This is a genomic window from Niallia sp. Marseille-Q9988 (genome assembly GCF_976954375.1).
On record NZ_CDRJSZ010000004.1, the window covers coordinates 142,022 to 159,778 of the forward strand.

General features: G+C 36.4%; 14 protein-coding genes, 1 pseudogene and 1 riboswitch. Of the genes and pseudogenes, 12 read left to right on the top strand and 3 right to left on the bottom strand.

Annotation, left to right across the window (positions count from 1 at the left end):
* Window positions 1-81: 81 nt before the first annotated feature.
* Window positions 82-486, bottom strand: coding sequence for a YkvA family protein (locus tag ACWNMZ_RS07700; RefSeq protein WP_031540431.1), 405 nt, complete (start codon window positions 484-486; stop codon window positions 82-84).
* A 97-nt stretch (window positions 487-583) separates the two neighbouring features.
* Window positions 584-766: a hypothetical protein gene (locus ACWNMZ_RS07705; RefSeq protein ID WP_235250406.1), complete on the bottom strand. Its 183-nt coding sequence runs from the start codon at window positions 764-766 to the stop codon at window positions 584-586.
* A gap of 37 nt (window positions 767-803) precedes the next feature.
* Window positions 804-920: riboswitch (cyclic di-GMP riboswitch) on the bottom strand.
* A gap of 503 nt (window positions 921-1,423) precedes the next feature.
* On the opposite strand from ACWNMZ_RS07705, the gene ACWNMZ_RS07710 reads away from it, so the two are divergent.
* From ACWNMZ_RS07710 to ACWNMZ_RS07730, 5 genes are all read left to right on the top strand, one after another.
* Window positions 1,424-3,118 (top strand): spore germination protein, encoded by a 1,695-nt coding sequence (locus ACWNMZ_RS07710; RefSeq protein ID WP_031540429.1) that lies wholly within the window; start codon window positions 1,424-1,426, stop codon window positions 3,116-3,118.
* Window positions 3,115-4,326 (top strand): Ger(x)C family spore germination protein, encoded by a 1,212-nt coding sequence (locus ACWNMZ_RS07715; protein WP_251627645.1) that lies wholly within the window; start codon window positions 3,115-3,117, stop codon window positions 4,324-4,326. The genes ACWNMZ_RS07710 and ACWNMZ_RS07715 overlap by 4 nt, the downstream gene beginning before the upstream one ends.
* A complete protein-coding gene (locus ACWNMZ_RS07720) occupies window positions 4,326-5,435 on the top strand; it encodes a GerAB/ArcD/ProY family transporter (RefSeq protein WP_031540427.1) in 1,110 nt (369 codons plus the stop codon). Before ACWNMZ_RS07715 ends, ACWNMZ_RS07720 begins: the two co-directional genes overlap by 1 nt.
* Window positions 5,436-5,534: 99 nt before the next feature.
* On the top strand, window positions 5,535-6,011 hold the full coding sequence (locus ACWNMZ_RS07725) for a hypothetical protein (protein WP_031540426.1): 477 nt from the start codon (window positions 5,535-5,537) through the stop codon (window positions 6,009-6,011).
* 118 nt (window positions 6,012-6,129) lie between these two features.
* A complete protein-coding gene (locus ACWNMZ_RS07730; RefSeq protein WP_155986809.1) occupies window positions 6,130-6,282 on the top strand; it encodes a hypothetical protein in 153 nt (50 codons plus the stop codon).
* A gap of 194 nt (window positions 6,283-6,476) precedes the next feature.
* On the opposite strand, the gene ACWNMZ_RS07735 is transcribed toward ACWNMZ_RS07730, so the two are convergent.
* Entirely contained in the window at window positions 6,477-8,111 is a 1,635-nt protein-coding gene (locus ACWNMZ_RS07735; RefSeq protein WP_251627643.1) for a PucR family transcriptional regulator, read from the bottom strand.
* 185 nt (window positions 8,112-8,296) lie between these two features.
* Here ACWNMZ_RS07735 and ACWNMZ_RS07740 point away from each other — a divergent pair.
* The 7 genes and pseudogenes from ACWNMZ_RS07740 (at window position 8,297) to ACWNMZ_RS07770 (ending at window position 17,397) form a co-directional block, all read left to right on the top strand.
* Window positions 8,297-9,673, top strand: a pseudogene (locus tag ACWNMZ_RS07740) (aminotransferase).
* Between the two features lie 407 nt (window positions 9,674-10,080).
* A complete protein-coding gene (locus ACWNMZ_RS07745) occupies window positions 10,081-11,454 on the top strand; it encodes an NAD(P)-dependent oxidoreductase (protein ID WP_109767400.1) in 1,374 nt (457 codons plus the stop codon).
* A gap of 15 nt (window positions 11,455-11,469) precedes the next feature.
* A complete protein-coding gene (gene preA / locus ACWNMZ_RS07750) occupies window positions 11,470-12,756 on the top strand; it encodes an NAD-dependent dihydropyrimidine dehydrogenase subunit PreA (protein ID WP_031540421.1) in 1,287 nt (428 codons plus the stop codon).
* A gap of 57 nt (window positions 12,757-12,813) precedes the next feature.
* On the top strand, window positions 12,814-14,232 hold the full coding sequence (gene hydA / locus ACWNMZ_RS07755) for a dihydropyrimidinase (RefSeq protein ID WP_031540420.1): 1,419 nt from the start codon (window positions 12,814-12,816) through the stop codon (window positions 14,230-14,232).
* 57 nt (window positions 14,233-14,289) lie between these two features.
* Window positions 14,290-15,765 (top strand): NCS1 family transporter, encoded by a 1,476-nt coding sequence (locus ACWNMZ_RS07760; protein WP_031540419.1) that lies wholly within the window; start codon window positions 14,290-14,292, stop codon window positions 15,763-15,765.
* Window positions 15,766-15,902: 137 nt separating this feature from the next.
* Window positions 15,903-16,145 (top strand): hypothetical protein, encoded by a 243-nt coding sequence (locus ACWNMZ_RS07765; RefSeq protein ID WP_031540418.1) that lies wholly within the window; start codon window positions 15,903-15,905, stop codon window positions 16,143-16,145.
* Window positions 16,146-16,164: 19 nt separating this feature from the next.
* Entirely contained in the window at window positions 16,165-17,397 is a 1,233-nt protein-coding gene (locus tag ACWNMZ_RS07770; RefSeq protein ID WP_031540417.1) for a Zn-dependent hydrolase, read from the top strand.
* The last annotated feature ends 360 nt before the right edge of the window (window positions 17,398-17,757 follow it).

Sequence of the window (17,757 nt, forward strand, 5' to 3'; positions counted from 1 at the left end):
GGGAATAAAAAAGCAAGCGAAGAAAATAGTTGATATTTTTTCACCTGCTTTATTTTTAGGACATTAGAGATCTTTTTTTCGTTAATGCAATTTTTTATCTATATCCGTGGTATCCACTTTGTTACCAAACCACTCTGCAAGCTTTGTTCTTGCTTTAGATTTAATATCATCATCAATATACATGGCTACTTGGAGTAATGCAATCCCTAAAGCACCTAAATCATCGGTATAGCCTATCCCAACTAGAAAATCAGGTATTAAATCAATTGGTAAGATAAAATAGCCTAAAGCTCCAATAATAGTTGCTTTTACTTTTTTAGGTACATTTGGTTTTTGTAAGGTGTAATATAAAAGTAAAACCGCATAAACAACAGAGGAACCTGCTTTTTTACCAAACCTTGCAAGTTTCTTCCAGAATTTTTCCTCGGAATAATGCTTTCCTGCTACCGATATTTCTTGTTCTAATTTTTCTTTTGAATCTTCCATTATGAAAGCTCCTTTCCTAATGGTTTCCATGCCTATTCTTATCATGATTATATGCCCTTATTCCGTATAAGTAAAATATTTTCATGTTGGTTAGGTTTTACTTCTCCAATAAAAAAAGGAAAATACGAAGCCATCCAAAAAAAGAAATCCATAATGGAGTGCTTATGAGCATGCCGAAAAATAAGCCTCTTCCTATATGGCCAGTTTCAATAGAATCAATTTGTTCCTTCACAATTCTTGCTCGTTTTATTATTAATTCATCGTTATTTTCCTGTCTCAATTTTCTAGTCCCCTTCATCTGAATCGTCGAAGGTATATTCGGTAGCTGGCTGGCAAGAATATGAAATGATTGGAAATAATTCCGTCTACCTTTATACTCTGAAGCCCCTATAGCTTTGCGTCATCATTTTTCAATGATTTTGCCCTTTCGTCGATTAGTTAAATTATATACTTAGACTAGTACAAAGTAGTCCATTATACCAGTATCCAAAGACCTACAAATCTTAGTCAACAGTAAAAATAATTAATAAAAAAGTGATTAGAGGTAAATGATATAGGAGAACACTCTTCTTTTGGAAATTATCTCAAATAGAATAAAAGAATTAGAACTTCTTCTCCTCTTTCGAATTTTTCTTTTTTTTCTTTCCTTTTCCCCATTTTAGGATGGATTTTCCATTCATTAAGCACCATATAATGATGGGGGACAAAATATTAAATGTTAGAACAAAAATAACAATCATCCACAAAAGCCATTCTGTATTTATAACATTTTTATATAGCCATGTATGGTAAAAATTCAAAATATCTCCGCCTTTAAATATGTTTCTTGTCACTTGTTTATACGAAAAAAAAACCTTTTATACATTTTCTTGTTTAACGAATAGAAATTCCTTCACTTGGTTAGGAAGAATAATAGTAAATAGTAAGGGTGGACGAAATGGAGACAACAAGCAAAGACAAAAGGTTCACAGCGGAATTAGAAAAAAATATAGCGATAATTAGAAGGGAATTAGGAGATAGTATCGACCTTGTTAAAAGGAATATTTTCTTTCTAGGGAATAGACAAGTTTCCTCCGTTCTTTTTTATATTGACGGTCTCGCTAGTGTAGAGCATGTGGAAAAAGTAATAGATGCGATGATGTTTGAAGGAAATGAATTTATTAAAAGAAATCAATTATTAATTTCCGATCTTCAAACTTTGATTGAACAACATGTTTTAATGAATACTTCTTTTTCCTTGATTGAAGAAGTGGAAAAGGCCCTTATAGCAATCCTTTCTGGTGATAGTATTCTTTTTGTAGATGGGTGCCAAAAGGCTTTTCATATCCAAACAAAAGGATGGGACACAAGAAGTGTGGATGAGCCGCAAACAGAGCAGGTTGTCCGCGGATCAAGAGATGGCTTCACCGAAAGTATACGTACTAATACTGCGCTAGTTAGAAGAAGAATCCGTGATCCAGAGCTAAGGTTAGAAACAATGAGTATTGGTTTACGGACAAGAACAGATGTAAATATTGCATACATTAACGGAGTAGTAAAAAAAGGATTAGTAGATGAGGTAAAGAAGCGATTAAATCGAATTCAGATTGATGGAATTCTGGAAAGTGGATATATAGAAGAAATGATCGCTGATTCTCCTTTTTCCCCGTTTACTACCATAATGAGTACAGAAAGACCAGATAAAGTGGCTTCAGCTTTGTTAGAGGGACGAGTAGCTATTTTTGTCGATAATACACCGTTTGTTTTAGTAGTTCCTACATATTTTTGGCAGTTCTTGCAGGCGAGTGATGACTATTATATGGGATTTATGGCAGGGAGTTTTTTTCGAATCATTCGCTATATTGCCTTTATTATTAGTCTCACGCTTACTTCAATTTATGTCATGCTAGTCAGTTTCCATCAGGAGATGATTCCTACTCCATTAGCATTAACCATTGCATCTGGGAGAGAAATAGTACCATTTCCCGTCCTTTTAGAGGCGCTATTAATGGAGATTACCTTCGAATTAATGAGGGAAGCGGGGCTCCGGATGCCAAAGCCGGTTGGGCAGGCTGTTAGTATTGTGGGCTCTCTTGTTATTGGACAGGCAGCTGTTCAGGCAGGGATTGTTTCCCCTTTTATGGTTATTGTAGTAGCGGTCACTGGGATATCGTCTTTTGCAATACCAAATTATTCTGCCTCTTACTCCATACGGTTAATTCGCTTTCCTTTATTAATTGCATCAGGAACGCTAGGATTACTTGGCTTTTCGGTTATGTTTACTTTATTGGCAATTCATGCGCTGAGTATTCGTTCTTTTGGGGAATCTTATTTAGCCCCAGCAACTCCTTTTCAACCAAATGATCAGAAGGATACACTTATTCGCTTTCCTTGGTGGGGGATGAAAAAAAGACCTCAGCTTGCAGATGGTGACACGATAAAATTAGGTAGCCATCAGAAGCCAAAACCACCAAATAAAGTGAAGGATCCAATAGAGAAGAATAAGGACAATCAATCAGAATCAGGAGGGGAAGAAAATCAAAAACAAGAGACTAAATCAAATATGGAAAGCAGAGATAATAGCGATATAACAGGCTTAAGAAGATGGAAAAAGAAAACCGGGGATAATAAAGGAGAGAAAAGAAAGGAATGAAGCTAGCTAAGTTTTTTATTTTCATTATTTTTAGTTCATTATTATTGACTGGTTGTGCTGGCAAAAGAGAAATCAATGATCTTGCCCTAGTAATGGCAGTTGGGATTGATAAGGGGTCAAAGGATGGAATGGTAAAGGTTACGGCACAAGTTTCTAGACCGGGAGACGCCAGGGGACAGACTGGTGCTCCTATAGGTCAATCAGGAGAAACATCATGGAATGTTGAAGCAGAGGGAGAGACTATTTTTGAAGCGATTCGAAATTTGACTGGCATTTCGTCGCGAAGAGTATTTTGGGCACATAATTTTATTATAGTAATAAATGAAGAAGTAGCAAAAGAAGGCATCGGAGATATTATTGATTTTTTTACAAGAAACCCAGAACTTCGAATGAAAACATTGGTTGCCCTTACCCCAGATAAAGCAAGTGAAATTACATCTACAATAACAAGTTTAGAAGTAGTTCCTGGAGAAGCATTAAGTAAATTATTTCGATATGCCAATATTTCAACCCTTGCACCCCATACGGAAATAAAAGACTTGCTAGCAGCATATTTAAGTGAGTCTACAGAGCCCATACTTGCAAGGCTAACCCTTGAAGAAAGAAAAATTGATAGTCTTAAACCAGAGGAAGGCGCAAAAGTGAACCAAGTTGAGTTATCTGGAGCAGGTGTTTTTAAAAACGATAAATTGGTAGGGATATTACAAGCAGATGAATTGCAAGGAATTATTCTTTTTAGAGACAAGATTGATTCAGAAGTAGTAGTTATTGATTGTCCTAAAGAACCAAAGAATGAGATTAGTGTCGAGTTAAATAAGCAAAAGTTTGATGTGGAACCAACTTATAAAAATGATAAAGTTAGTTTCAATGCTAAGCTAGATGCTACTGTCACTGTAGTAGAAGCAGGCTGTCCATTCTCTATTAGTGATAAAGAAGCTGTAAAACAATTAGAAAAGTCTGTAGAAGCTAAATTAAATGATGACATCAATAAGTCTATTGAGAAAATCCAAAAGGAATATCAATCCGATGTATTAGAATTAGGAAAAGTATTTCAAAATAAATACCCATATGAGTGGAAGAAGATGAAAAAGGATTGGGCAGATACATTTGCAAATGCAGAGATAACTCTTAGCATTCAAGCAAATGTAGAAAGTGGTTCATTATTATTCCAGCCTACAATATCTGGGAAAGAAAGGGAGGGAGAATAATGAAGGTGCAGATATCCAATGGTATGCTAATGGCATTAATTATCAATATGCTTTATGCAAAATCCATTGGCATGACACAAGGAATAATGGCACGTGAAGTGAAAGGAGATATTTGGATATCAACTTTCTTCTCCACTTTTCAGGGAGTTCTTCTAATTGCTCTAATCGTTATAGTAATGAAACGTATACCTGAAGGAGATTTAATTGATCAATTTCACCGCATTTTAGGGAAATTTCCCGGGAAACTTGTCGCTATTTCTGTGTTTGTATTTTTTGTGGGCGCATATGGGAGTATTATGGCAACATTTGTTTATCATTTAAAAGATTATTTCTTGCCAGAGGCTCCCACCTTATTATTTGTTTTAGCTGCCTTCTTAATCGGTATTTATGCTATTCATTTTGGAATTGAAGTGGTTGCAAGAATGGCATTGATTGGAGTATTCTCTATAATTGCTTTGAACATCTTGCTAATGCTTGGATCTCTTAGTAATTTTGATATAAGAGAGCTTCAGCCAGTTTTTCAATCAGGATTTAAAGAAACGGTTTGGGCGAGCCGTCATCATAATACAGATTATGCGATGGCTGCCATGATGATTTGTATGATTCTTCCTTTAGTAAGGGACAAAGAGACATGGATAAAATCTTCCACAGCAGGTATTTTTTATGGTGGAATAATCATCGTTATGTGGCCAATTCTCGAAACAGGAGTGCTTACAGCAGACGTCGCAGCCCAGTATATTGTTTCCTGTATGCAAATGGCAAGGAGTGCGGAAATTGGTCTTTTTATCCATCGTTATGAAATGATTATGATTGCATTTTTTGCGTTATCGATTTTAACTCAAATTATTATGGCATTTCTCTGCTCATCCATAGCTGTTCAAAAGCTATTGGGATTAAAAGATTACCGTCCAGTTATTATTCCTGTAGGTCTTATTTTAAGTGGCTCTTGCTATTGGCTAGTAAAGGATCATCATCGAGCAATGCATTTTATAGAAGGTCCATGGGTATATTTGAGCATTGGAACGGTGGTTGGATTAATTGGTATATTATGGATTTCGGGTCTTGTTTTTCGTAAAAAATGGAAAGCAAATTATGAGGTAAAGCAATAGCTTAGTCGTTTTCTCTTAAGGGTGGAGGTTACTATAACCTTGCACCTTGACTGGGTGAATTGCATAGATTAATACATCAAAAAAGAAAGGGGAAAAATGATGTATTTTCAGCCTTATTATCCTTACTATGTTCAACAAGTATCTCCACAACAAAATAGAATAATCTTCCCGCCGATTGGTGGAGGGACTGTTCCACATATACCTCCAATCGGAGGAGGCGTTTTGCCGCCATTTCCTGGAGGTGAAATGCCACCAGCAGGTCCAGGAGGACATCCTGCTCATCCGGATGCTCCAAATATTGGGGGTGGAGCAGATCACGGACCACCAACAACACCGCCACCATCCTTTACACCACAATTAAATCAGTCGTCTGTAAGTACTTTTGCAGTCGATTCTGGTTCAATGAGACCTTGTCTGTTCCGTTTTACTTATGTTTGGCTAGAGAATGGTCGAGGATTTTGGTTCTATCCAACTTTTGTTGGACGACATTCCATTGCAGGATATCGTTGGCGAATGAATCATTGGTCTTATTACGGCACAGATACTAACCGCATTCGTTCTTTTCAGTGTAATTAATAATAATAGAAAGGGAGGTGAATTTAAAAATGTTCACCTCCCTATTCTGTTGATGAATAAATAATAATGAAAACCAAAAGAAGCAGATGCTTGAGGGAAAGTGGTGTTCATAGGGAAGATGAAAACCAAAAAGTGCAGGCAACAGAGAAAAAGTGGTGTTCATCCGGAAGATGAAAACCAAAAAGCAGAGGCAACAGCAGAAAAGTGGCGTTTATCCCAAAAACGAAAGCCGAAATTCATAAAAAATAAGGGGAAACCGGCGTTGCCTTAAACATAAAAGCCAGAATTCCCCATTGAATAGGAGACAAACAGCGGAATGTACCATTCTTCTCTCCAATCAGGACGGCTACCTAAATAATATTCGCCTTACCATAAAAGTAACAACCTAACTTGCCTCTTCCCCACGCAAAATAGGTCCCCACCCAAAATATGAAATAACAAAATCGAAGCATAGTAGAAGTCGAATTATTTTGCATCAGCAATTAGTTGATCTTTAACGTACATCTCGTCTTCTTCTAAGGAAAAGGCCTTTATGGCAACTTCAATTGCTAATCGATTAGACGAATGCATAAAGTCGGGGCCGAGAATTCCTTCAAGCTTCTCTATGCGGTGATAAAGGGTCTGTCGTACGATAAATAAGCGCTCAGAAGCTTCTTTTTTATTGCCGTTACAGTCTAAATAGATAGTAAGCGTTTTAAGGAGTTCGCTATTATTCACTCGATCATAATCGATCACTTTTCCTAGATGAACGTCGATATACGCTTTAATAATATTCGTTTTTAATAATGGAAGAACTAAATGGTAGATTCCTATTTGCTCATAAGTATGGGAATCAATTAATTTTTTCTGTTTTAAGAGGATGATTTGCTTTGCTTCTTCATAGGCAGTTCTTGCTTTAATTGGTTCTTGATGAATGGAACTGATACCAAAAAATGTTTGTGCAGGAAAATAAGTCTCAGTAAGTTTTGATATTTTATCAGTGATTTGTTGCCAATTTACTTTTTTTTCTTTGGAGAGATTCATATATATCATTACTATTAATTCTTGGTGTCGGAAGGAGATGATGGGATGAAATCCTAATTTGTTGAAAAAAGGGCGTAATAATGTTAAGAGATAGAGTTTAAATTCTTCCCCTTTACTGGAATTAACTTGTTCATCTTCAAGTAGTGGCCAGCAAATAAGTCGGAAAGAATGGGAAAAACAATACATTGGTAAGATGTTCTTTAGCTGGTTACTTTCCAAGTTTTCCATGTTAAGGAGTGAATGAATCAGCTCTGCCTCGTCGCTTTGCTTTCGTTCTTCTATCGTTCGATTGCGAAGGAGAATATGAGAAAGTGCAATTGATGCTCGATCTAACATAAGAGCAGTAAGCTCAGAGGAAGGGAATTTGCTAGTTTCTATTAATAGATAGCCCCAAACTTGTTCGAATACTTGCACTGCATTCACGCTAAATGATTTGTTATTTAAACAAAATGTTGATAATGTTTTTGGTTCATTTGAATGGTTATTTATTAATTTTCTAATGGCAGCTTCCGTTTCCCCTTGATTAGTAGGGTAGTAGTATTTTTCATTACTTGTAATGAAAAAGCATGGACTTTGGAAATATAGAGATAGCTCCTGAAGGATTTTTAGTATTCCGTTAGGTTGCAACGAAAGCTTATTAAAATTCTGAGATAAGCGGTCAAGATCCAACATATTTTGATGATGTCGATTAATCAACAGGGAATGAATATCTTGGGTTATATCAATGAATCTCACCGTTTTCTCAAAAATTATGATTGGATAATTTTGTTGTTCTGCTAAAGATAAAAGGTTCCTAGGAATTTCATGCATAAAAGAGCCTAATTCAATACATAATCCAGCTGTTTGCTTTTTTATCAATGTTTCTACATAGTTTCTTTGATTATCAGAATCTAATAATCCGATGCCAGTAGTTAAAATTAATTCTCCTCCATTGATAAATAAATCGATATCCTTCACTTCTAATATATGACACCAATTAATTACTCTATTTAATCCATTTACACCTGTCAATACTTTCGCGTGCTGAAACGTATGTCGTTTTAATGCTTCTTCAACCGTTAATTTGCCAAGAACCATTTTGAGCACCCTCCTATATGTAAAATAAAATATTAAAACATTTGACACCATGTAAAATGAAAATAGTGAGAATAATCTGTAAATTATATAGTATCTTAGTTAACAAGCATCGTCAATTAATTGTCCTTTCTTTTATGGCAATTAAAAAAGTACGAATGCTTAACCTGTTTTTAAGGAGTGGTTCCATGGAAAAAACAAAGACAGATTCATTAATTGAACGGGATCAAAGTAATGTTTGGCATCATATCTCTCCATATGTTGAAGAAAACCCAGCAATGATTGCTGTTAAGGGGGAGGGATCATGGATTATCGATTATGATGGGAATCGCTACCTAGATGGAATGTCTGGACTCTGGTGTGTCAATATCGGATATGGAAGAGAGGAATTGGCAAAAGCAGCATATGAACAAATGAAAGAATTATGCTATATGCCCTTAACCCAAAGCCATATTCCGGCTATAAAGCTTGCAGAGAAAATTAATGAATGGCTAGAAGGAGAATATATGATTTTCTATTCAAATAGCGGTTCAGACGCGAATGAGGTCGCCTTTAAATTAATTCGTCAGTATCATCAGCAAAATGGAGAGCATGGTCGATTTAAATTCATTTCAAGACACCGTGCCTATCATGGAAGTTCAATGGGAGCCTTATCGGCAACGGGACAGGCACTTCGAAAATATAAATATGAGCCCCTTGCAAGTGGATTTCTTCACATCTCACCTCCAGATTCCTATCGGAGACCCGACAATATGTCAATAGAGGCATTTCATTCTATGTTGATGGAAGAATTGGAGAGAAAAATAATTTGGGAGCAAAAGGAGACAATTGCAGGGGTTATTATGGAGCCGTTGATAACGGGAGGAGGAGTATTAATTCCGCATCCTTCTTATCTAGAAAAGGTACAGGAGCTTTGTAAAAAATATGGAATCTTACTTATTATGGATGAAGTAATTTGTGGCTTTGGAAGAACTGGCAAGAAATTTGGTCACCAACATTTTAATATCAAACCAGATATTGTAACGATGGCTAAAGGGTTAACAAGTGCTTATTTACCTTTATCTGTAACAGCTGTTAAAAAAGAAATTTTTGAGAAGTTTAAAGGAACAGAAGAAAATGTCCATTTTCGCCATATCAATACCTTTGGTGGGAATCCATCTTCTTGTGCTGTTGCCTTAAAAAATCTCGAAATATTAGAAAAGGAAAATTTAGTAGAAAAATCTGCTCAGAGTGGGATATATCTTTTAGAACATCTAAAAAATGGCTTACATAGTCATCCAAATGTGGGAGATATAAGAGGATTAGGACTAGTTTTGGGTATAGAGCTAGTCGAAGATAAATTTACAAAGGTGCCTGTATCATCTAAATATATGGCTAAGATTGTTGCAGAATGTAAAAAAGAAGGACTTATAATAGGGAAAAGTGGGGCAACATTTGATGGATAGAAAATTATTTTAACCCTTAGCCCGCCATTATCATCTACAGAAGATGACCTAAACTTTATTATTTCTGTCTTAATGAAAGTGCTACAAAATAATCAATCGACTCAGAAAGTTCTTTCTTAGATAAAAATCGAAGTACCAAGAATATTAATTACGAAAGAAAATCTAACATGTTTAGCAACAATTTTAAGAAAATAGTAGGATATTGTTAATTTTCTATAAAATCCATTTACTAAATATGTCAATCAGCTTATAATAGGGAAATCTTATCCTATAAATGTTATGAAAACTAACATCATCAATCGTAACTTCTTCTTCGTCGTTTAACATTAAAACAACTATTCTACTTATTCTACAACAACACTTACTTAAACAGATTTAATTCCATACAAGACTCCGACACGGTAGAGAATTTTTTTCATGTCCAATAGGCTGTGATTTATTTAATACTAATTAAAGAGTTTGTTGTATAAACAGCCTATTAATTTTTCTTAATCGCAATTTAATAACCAATTTAAAGGAGGTCGATTATGAGAAAATCTAATGCTACGCTTTCTTATGAACAGTTATTGGCTAATTTCTCTGAAGTAGAAGAAGCACTTTCCAATCAGGAGGCATTAGAAGAAGCAAATCGTTGTCTATATTGTTATGATGCGCCTTGTATAACGGCTTGTCCAACTGGTATTGATATCCCTAGTTTTATTAAAAAAATTGCTTCAGGAAACTTGAAGGGATCTGCGAAGACAATTATGTCAGCAAATCCTGTCGGGGCAAGTTGTTCTAGAGTCTGTCCAACAGAAGAATTGTGTGAGGGAGCTTGTGTGCTGAACAATTCAACAAAACCAATTATGATTGGAAACCTTCAGCGATATGCAACGGATTGGGCGAGGTATAACAACCAGGTACTATTTAAGCGAAATGTCCCTCCAATAAATAAAAGCATCGCAATTGTAGGCGGTGGTCCAGCAGGACTTTCAGCAGCAAGAGAACTGGCGCTACTCGGGTATAATGTCACTATTTTTGAAGCGGAAAGTAATGCGGGAGGTTTAAATACATATGGGATTGTCTCCTTCCGTCTTCCAAAAGAAGTTTCTTATTGGGAAGTAGAACAAGTAAGAGATTTAGAAGTTGAAATCCGGACGAATACAAGGGTTGGAGAGGATATTTCTGTACAAGAGATTCTTGAAAACTATGATTCGGTATTGCTTGCGATTGGAATGGCTAATGTACCTAATATAGGTATTCCAGGTGAAACATTAACTGGCGTTTATGATGCGATTGAGTTTGTAAAAGAAACAAAGACAAAGCCATTATCGACAGATTTAATTGGAAAAAGGGTTGCAGTAATTGGCGCTGGAAATACAGCGATAGATGCTGCAACTTGTTCCATTCGCTTAGGCGCCGAGAATGTCAAAATAGTATATCGGCGTACAGAAGCCGAAATGTCTGCATATGATTTTGAGTACGAATTTGCAAAACAGGATGGCATTGAATTCAGATGGCTAACTGCTCCGAAAAAAATTATTGGGAATGAAAAGGGAGAAGTTATTGGCTTAGAATGTGTCAAAATGATGCTTGGAGAACCAGATGCAGATGGTCGAAGAAGACCTATTGAACAAGAAAACTCAGAATTTATATTGGAAGTAGATGCTGTAATTAAGGCAATTGGGCAATCTAGATATATAGATTTAATCGAGGAATTCGGATTAGAACATGATCAAGGAATTGTCAACATTCACTCTGCAACCTATCAAACTAGTAATAGTAAAGTATTCGCATGTGGTGATGTTATATTTGGAAAAGGGCAAGGTGAGGCTATGGTTGTATCAGCGGCACAGCAAGGGAAGGAAAGTGCCTATCATATTCATCAATCTTTTCTTTCGAAAAAGATGGAAACCGCATAACAAAGGAGGAATAGCATGGCAGACTTACGTGTTGATTTAGCAGGTATTAAATCACCAAACCCGTTTTGGCTAGCTTCTGCTCCGCCAACAAATTCTGGTTATCAAGTGCAACGCGCCTTTGAAGCGGGTTGGGGAGGTGCTGTGTGGAAGACACTAGGAGATCCGATTTTAAATGTATCCTCAAGGTTTGCAGCTGTAAGCTTTAATGGGCAAAGGGTTGCGGGTTTTAATAATATTGAATTAATTACCGACAGACCATTAGATGTAAATTTAAAAGAAATATATGAAACAAAGAAAAGATTTCCCAATCATGCCATAGTTGCTTCTTTAATGGTGGAACCAAAGCAGGAAAAATGGCATGAAATTGTTAAAAAAGTAGAGGCAGTAGGTGTTGATGGATTAGAACTTAATTTTGGCTGTCCACACGGAATGGCAGAAAGAGGAATGGGGGCTGCATCTGGGCAAGTTCCAGAGTTGGTTGAAAAGCAGACATATTGGGTGAAGGAAGTAGCACAGACACCTGTAATTGTAAAATTAACCCCTAATATAACGGATATAACTGCAACTGCAGAAGCAGCAGTGAATGGAGGAGCAGATTCCATTAGTATGATAAATACAATTAATAGTTTAGCAGGGGTAGATATTGATACTTGGGATACGATTCCTCATGTTGCTGGAAAAGGGGCCCATGGTGGCTATTGTGGACCAGCAGTCAAGCCAATCGCATTGCATATGGTAGGAGAATGTGCTAGAAATCCTTTAATTAATGTTCCTATTTCAGGAATTGGCGGCATCTCCAATTGGCAAAATGCTGTGGAATTTATGCTAATGGGAGCAACAAATGTGCAAATCTGTACAGCTGCTATGCACCATGGTTTTCGAATCGTCGAAGATATGATAGATGGGTTGAATAATTATTTAGATGATAAAAATCTTTCATCTGTTATGGAATTAGTAGGGAAATCTGTACCGAAATATTCGGACTGGGGAGACCTCGATTTAAATTACCAAATTGTAGCACAAATCAATAATGACGTTTGCATCAATTGCAATAAATGTCATATTGCTTGTGAAGATACAAGTCATCAATGTATTGACATGCTAAAGGATAGTAATGGAAAAAGCTATTTAAAGGTAAGAGAGGAGGATTGTGTAGGATGCAATCTCTGTTCCATTGTATGTCCAGTGGATGGAGCCATTGAAATGATAGAAGTTGCTCATTCTATGCCTGCGATGACATGGAATGAACGACAAGCCGTAATTGGAGCATTTCCTACTGCATTAGGAATAGGAAATAAGTAAATTTTTTCAGCTGAAAAAGATAATGTTCAGACCTAAAAAGTAAATGGAGGAATGACCATGAAAAAAATTATTAAAAATGGTTGTATTGTAACAGCAACTGATACGTATAATGCAGATATTGCAATGGAAAATGGAGTAATTACCCAAATTGCCGAGAACATAATAGATCTTCAGGCTGAAATCATTGATGCAAAAGGAATGTATGTTTTTCCAGGAGGCATTGATCCGCATACGCATTTAGATATGCCGTTTGGGGGGACAATGACGAAAGATGATTTTGAAACAGGAACAATGGCTGCTGCGTTTGGAGGGACGACTTCTATTATTGATTTTTGTTTAACGACGAAAGGAAAAAGCTTAAAAAGCGCAATCGAAACTTGGCATGCCAAAGCTAAAGATAAGGCAGTGATTGATTATGGATTTCATTTGCAAATAGTAGAAGTAACAGATCTGGTGCTAGAGGAACTACAGGAAATGATCACAGAGGAAGGCATCACTTCCTTAAAAGTATTTATGGCATATAAAAATCAATTTCAAGCGGACGACGAGACATTATTTAAGACGTTAATAGCAGCAAAGGAATTAGGCGCACTAGTTATGGTTCATGCAGAAAATGGGGATGTAATTGATTATTTGGTAAAAAAGGCATTGGAAGAAGGAAATACTGACCCCATTTATCATGCATTAACAAGACCACCAGAAGCAGAAGGAGAAGCAACAGGTAGAGCTGCAACATTAACACAGCTAGCCAATTCACAACTTTATGTTGTCCATGTTTCCTGTGCAGAAGCAGTGAAACAATTAGAGGAGGCTAGGAAAAAAGGAGTAGATATTTGGGGAGAAACATGTCCTCAATATTTGGTATTAGATCAATCCTATTTGGAAAAGCCTAATTTTGAAGGAGCGAAGTATGTATGGTCTCCGCCTTTAAGAGAAGCTTGGAATCAAGATGTATTATGGAATGCATTGAAAACTGGTCAACTGCAAACATTAGGATCAGATCAATGTTCATTTGATTTTAAAGGACAGAAAGATTTAGGGAGAGGCGATTTTTCAAAGATACCGAATGGTGGACCAATTATTGAAGATAGAATGAGTATTTTATTTTCTGAAGGTGTAAAAAAAGGAAGAATTACCTTAAATCAATTTGTAGAGATAACTTCCACTCGTGCTGCCAAGTTATTTGGTCTATATCCGAAAAAAGGAACGATTGCTATTGGTGCAGATGCTGATATCGTTCTTTTTGATCCAGAGACAGAAAGAATAATTTCCGCTGAAACACATCATATGGCTGTTGATTATAATCCGTTTGAAGGCATGGAGATTATAGGAGAGCCAGTTACGGTATTTTCAAGAGGGGAATATGTGATTAAAAATAAAGTATTTGTAGGAACAGCAGGTAAAGGTCAGTATTTAAAACGTGCAAAGTATGGAGAAGCATTATCTGCAAAAAGCAAATCACTAACAATGAAGTAGTAATGTATGATTTTTGAATTCTTAATATTCTGAATAAATAAAAGGAAGGTGTTTTATATGTCCCAAAAAAGTAATTATTTAAAATCTCCTGATTTATTGCCGATTAGTCACGAAAAACGAAGTATTGGACCATTTGGTTTTGCGGTTATTTGGGTAGGGATGGCAATTGTACTGGCGGCATTTGCCATTGGCGGGGGAGGGATTATAAACCTTCCTTTAGGTATGGTTATCTTAGCAACAATCATCGGTTCAGTAGCTATAGGAATTCTTATGACGATTATTGGCGATATAGGGGTGGAGCATGGCCTATCGTTTCCTGTTTATATGAGGGCTCCATTTGGAACGATTGGGACACATATTCCTTCTATTGTAAGGGGGGTTACTGCCGCTTGCTGGTTTGGAATTAACACGTATTTTGGATCGACTGCCATTAATGCCATATTAAATTTATTATTTGGCTTTGACAATTGGCTAGTATGCTTTTTTCTCTTTGCTGCATTGCAATTATTAAATACTTCATTAGGGATTAAATCAATTGAACGATTTGCTGATTTGGCGGCACCTATTATTATCCTCATCTCATGCTGGATGTATGTCTCTTTATCTGATAAAGCCATTGCAGATGGAAAGGATGTGTGGACTTGGGTGGAAAGCCCTGTAACAGGGGGAGCTGCTTTTACAGCATTTATGGTCATTGTCATGAGCAATATGGGATTTTGGGCAACATTAGCTGCCGATATGCCTTCTCTCTCTCGTTTTTTTAAAGCACCAAAAGAAGAAAGAAATTGGTTTAAAAGAAATAAAACACAGCTACTAGGAAGCATTGTTGTAATGCCGATTGTGAATACATTTATGATTATCATTGGTGCAGTATCCTATATGGCTGTTTCTAACGCAGATCCTGTCGTTGCTTTGCAAGAAGCTGCAAGTGGTTTCGCATTAGGAATCTTATTATTAATGATTGTTCTTGCACAGTGGTCTACAAATACATCTGCTAACGTTATACCAGCAGCCACTATTTTTTCAAATGTAGGTGGACCAAAGATGCCTTTTTGGGTAGGCGTGGTGATTGCAGGAATTATTGGTGTCATTGCACAGCCATGGAGTTTATTTGAAGTATTAAATAGTGCCCTGCTTGTTATCGGCGGAATTTTAACATCCATTGTAGGAATCTTGTTTGCAGATTACTATCTTTTAAGAAAAAGAAGGGTAAATGTCATCGATTTATATGAACCAGATGGACAATTTCGATATATGAAAGGAATAAATCTTGCTGGATTCATCGCTTGGATTGTTGGTGGAGTGCTGGCAAATCTTCTTTCTTCTTATTCTTCCATCGTTGGTTTTGTTGTAGGATCAGGGCTTTATTATGTATTGGCAAAATATTGGTGGTTTAAAAAATATCCACAAGCAGAAATAGAGGATCCTTGTGATGAAAAATATTTAGGTATCACGGTAAGTCATGACTGGTATATTGATGGAGCAGAAGAGGAAGCTACAGAAATAGAGGATGCAATGGTGGAAAGAGTTTAGTTACTAGAATGTAATTGGAAATATTTAAACAGCGACAGTAAGTGAATGGGAAGCTCCCCTGCTTGAAGTAGATTTATCTTGAATAAATAATCATGTTGAATCCCGTGAAGAAAGACTTTTTAAAAAGGAGGAGTTAGATGTCCGATTATCAGAAATTCTTACATGAGCGTGACCAAATAGATTATTTAATTTCGGACGGCTATCGAATAAAAAGTATATTAGAAGATTTAAATGGTGCGATGGTTCAACTAGAAAAACAGGATAGAACTAATCGACTAGTAGAACAGCAAACACTACGAATCCATACGGCTAACGGAAGAAAATACTTTTCTGTGCTTTTACTAGAGCAATTAAAAATGCATCACGCTTCAAAAAGTTAAAAAAGGGAGTGAATCAAGGATGGAGGGCCAAAAAGTATTAATAAATGGTGATCGCTTAAAAGCTTCATTAGAAAAATTTGCAGACTTTGGTAGGACAGAAAATAATGGCGTTACGAGACTTGCCTTGTCAAAAGAAGATGAGGAGGCTAGAAATTATTTTCGCAGCTGCTGTGAAGAACTGGGGATGATCGTAAGTATTGATGATATGGGAAATATGTATGCCCTTTTGGAGGGGGAAACAGAGCATCCACCAATTGTAATGGGATCTCATTTGGATTCTGTGAAAAAAGGGGGCCGATTTGATGGAGTATTTGGTGTTGCAGCAGGACTTGAGGTCATTAGAACGATTGTAGACAGCAGCATTAAACCAAGGATTCCGTTAATGCTTGTTAATTTCACAAATGAAGAAGGAGCAAGGTTCGAACCTTCCATGATGGCTTCAGGTGTTATAACAGGAAAATTTGAAAAAGAAATAATGATGAGAAAAAAAGATGAAAATGGCATTACTTTTGAACAGGCATTAAAAGCAATCGGCTATGATGGGGATAAGAAAAACCGATTAACAAAGGCCACAGCATTACTAGAAATGCATATTGAGCAAGGACCAGTTCTTGAAGCAGAGAATCTAACAATTGGCGTTGTTGAATGTGTTGTTGGAATGGTGTGTTATGAAATAACAGTAAGTGGCGAATCGAATCATGCTGGAACGACGCCAATGTCAATGAGAAAAGATGCGCTTTTTGCTGCTAATGATATAATAGCGGAAATAAGAAAGCAGCTTGGAAAATTAGATAGTGAATTAGTTTTTACGATAGGCAGAATGAATACATATCCTAATATTCATACTGTTATTCCCAATAAGGTGATTTTTACAGTAGAGGCGCGGCATAAGGATCCACTTATTATGAAACAAGTGGAAAGTGTTTTGCAAGATTTAGATACTTCTGTTGAACTAGAAGATTGTAGCTTGACGGCCATAAAACTATGGGATAGAAATACCGTCTGGTTTGATGAAAGGATTTTGGAACAAATAGAAGAGTCCGTAAAAACTTTAGGCTACTCCTATAAGACAATGGCAAGTGGCGCGGGACATGATGCTCAATTTATGGCAAGTGTGGTACCTACAGCGATGATTTTTGTACCAAGTATAAAGGGGAAAAGTCACTGTGAGGAAGAACTAACGCCATGGGAGGATTGTGAGAAGGGTGTAAATGTTTTATTAGAAACTGTCTTAAGTTTAGGAAAACAATAGTAAGAGTAAATAGAACGGTAGCGAAATAGTCGAATGATGGTTGGAGGCTGGTCAAAACAATGGCTAGCCTTTTATTTTGACATAAAGGGGACAGCAAAAATGAAAGAGTTCCAATAATAGCTACAGGTGTTCATTATTTTGAAGTGTTTTTCCTGTCATCCAGAAATGATGTTGTTCTATAAAAGGAACGAAAAAAGAAAAAGTAAAAGGATTTGATTGACTTTTAGGCAATTATAATGATAAAATGTTCTTAAATAAGAACGAATGGTGGAGATGAATCCAAAAGTTATTATTTTATTTTTTGTTCACTTGTTCTTTTTAAAGAACGATTTGTTTTTTAGTAAGACAACCTGATGAAGT

Bases quoted from the DNA above. Each gene is read 5' to 3' on its own strand.
- ACWNMZ_RS07710 (WP_031540429.1), top strand. From the start codon at position 1,424: ATGGAGACAACAAGCAAAGACAAAAGGTTCACAGCGGAATTAGAAAAA.
- ACWNMZ_RS07735 (WP_251627643.1), bottom strand. From the start codon at position 8,111: ATGGTTCTTGGCAAATTAACGGTTGAAGAAGCATTAAAACGACATACG.
- hydA (WP_031540420.1), top strand. From the start codon at position 12,814: ATGAAAAAAATTATTAAAAATGGTTGTATTGTAACAGCAACTGATACG.
- ACWNMZ_RS07715 (WP_251627645.1), top strand. From the start codon at position 3,115: ATGAAGCTAGCTAAGTTTTTTATTTTCATTATTTTTAGTTCATTATTA.
- ACWNMZ_RS07760 (WP_031540419.1), top strand. From the start codon at position 14,290: ATGTCCCAAAAAAGTAATTATTTAAAATCTCCTGATTTATTGCCGATT.
- ACWNMZ_RS07700 (WP_031540431.1), bottom strand. From the start codon at position 486: ATGGAAGATTCAAAAGAAAAATTAGAACAAGAAATATCGGTAGCAGGA.
- preA (WP_031540421.1), top strand. From the start codon at position 11,470: ATGGCAGACTTACGTGTTGATTTAGCAGGTATTAAATCACCAAACCCG.
- ACWNMZ_RS07765 (WP_031540418.1), top strand. From the start codon at position 15,903: ATGTCCGATTATCAGAAATTCTTACATGAGCGTGACCAAATAGATTAT.
- ACWNMZ_RS07720 (WP_031540427.1), top strand. From the start codon at position 4,326: ATGAAGGTGCAGATATCCAATGGTATGCTAATGGCATTAATTATCAAT.
- ACWNMZ_RS07730 (WP_155986809.1), top strand. From the start codon at position 6,130: ATGAAAACCAAAAAGTGCAGGCAACAGAGAAAAAGTGGTGTTCATCCG.
- ACWNMZ_RS07770 (WP_031540417.1), top strand. From the start codon at position 16,165: ATGGAGGGCCAAAAAGTATTAATAAATGGTGATCGCTTAAAAGCTTCA.
- ACWNMZ_RS07745 (WP_109767400.1), top strand. From the start codon at position 10,081: ATGAGAAAATCTAATGCTACGCTTTCTTATGAACAGTTATTGGCTAAT.
- ACWNMZ_RS07725 (WP_031540426.1), top strand. From the start codon at position 5,535: ATGTATTTTCAGCCTTATTATCCTTACTATGTTCAACAAGTATCTCCA.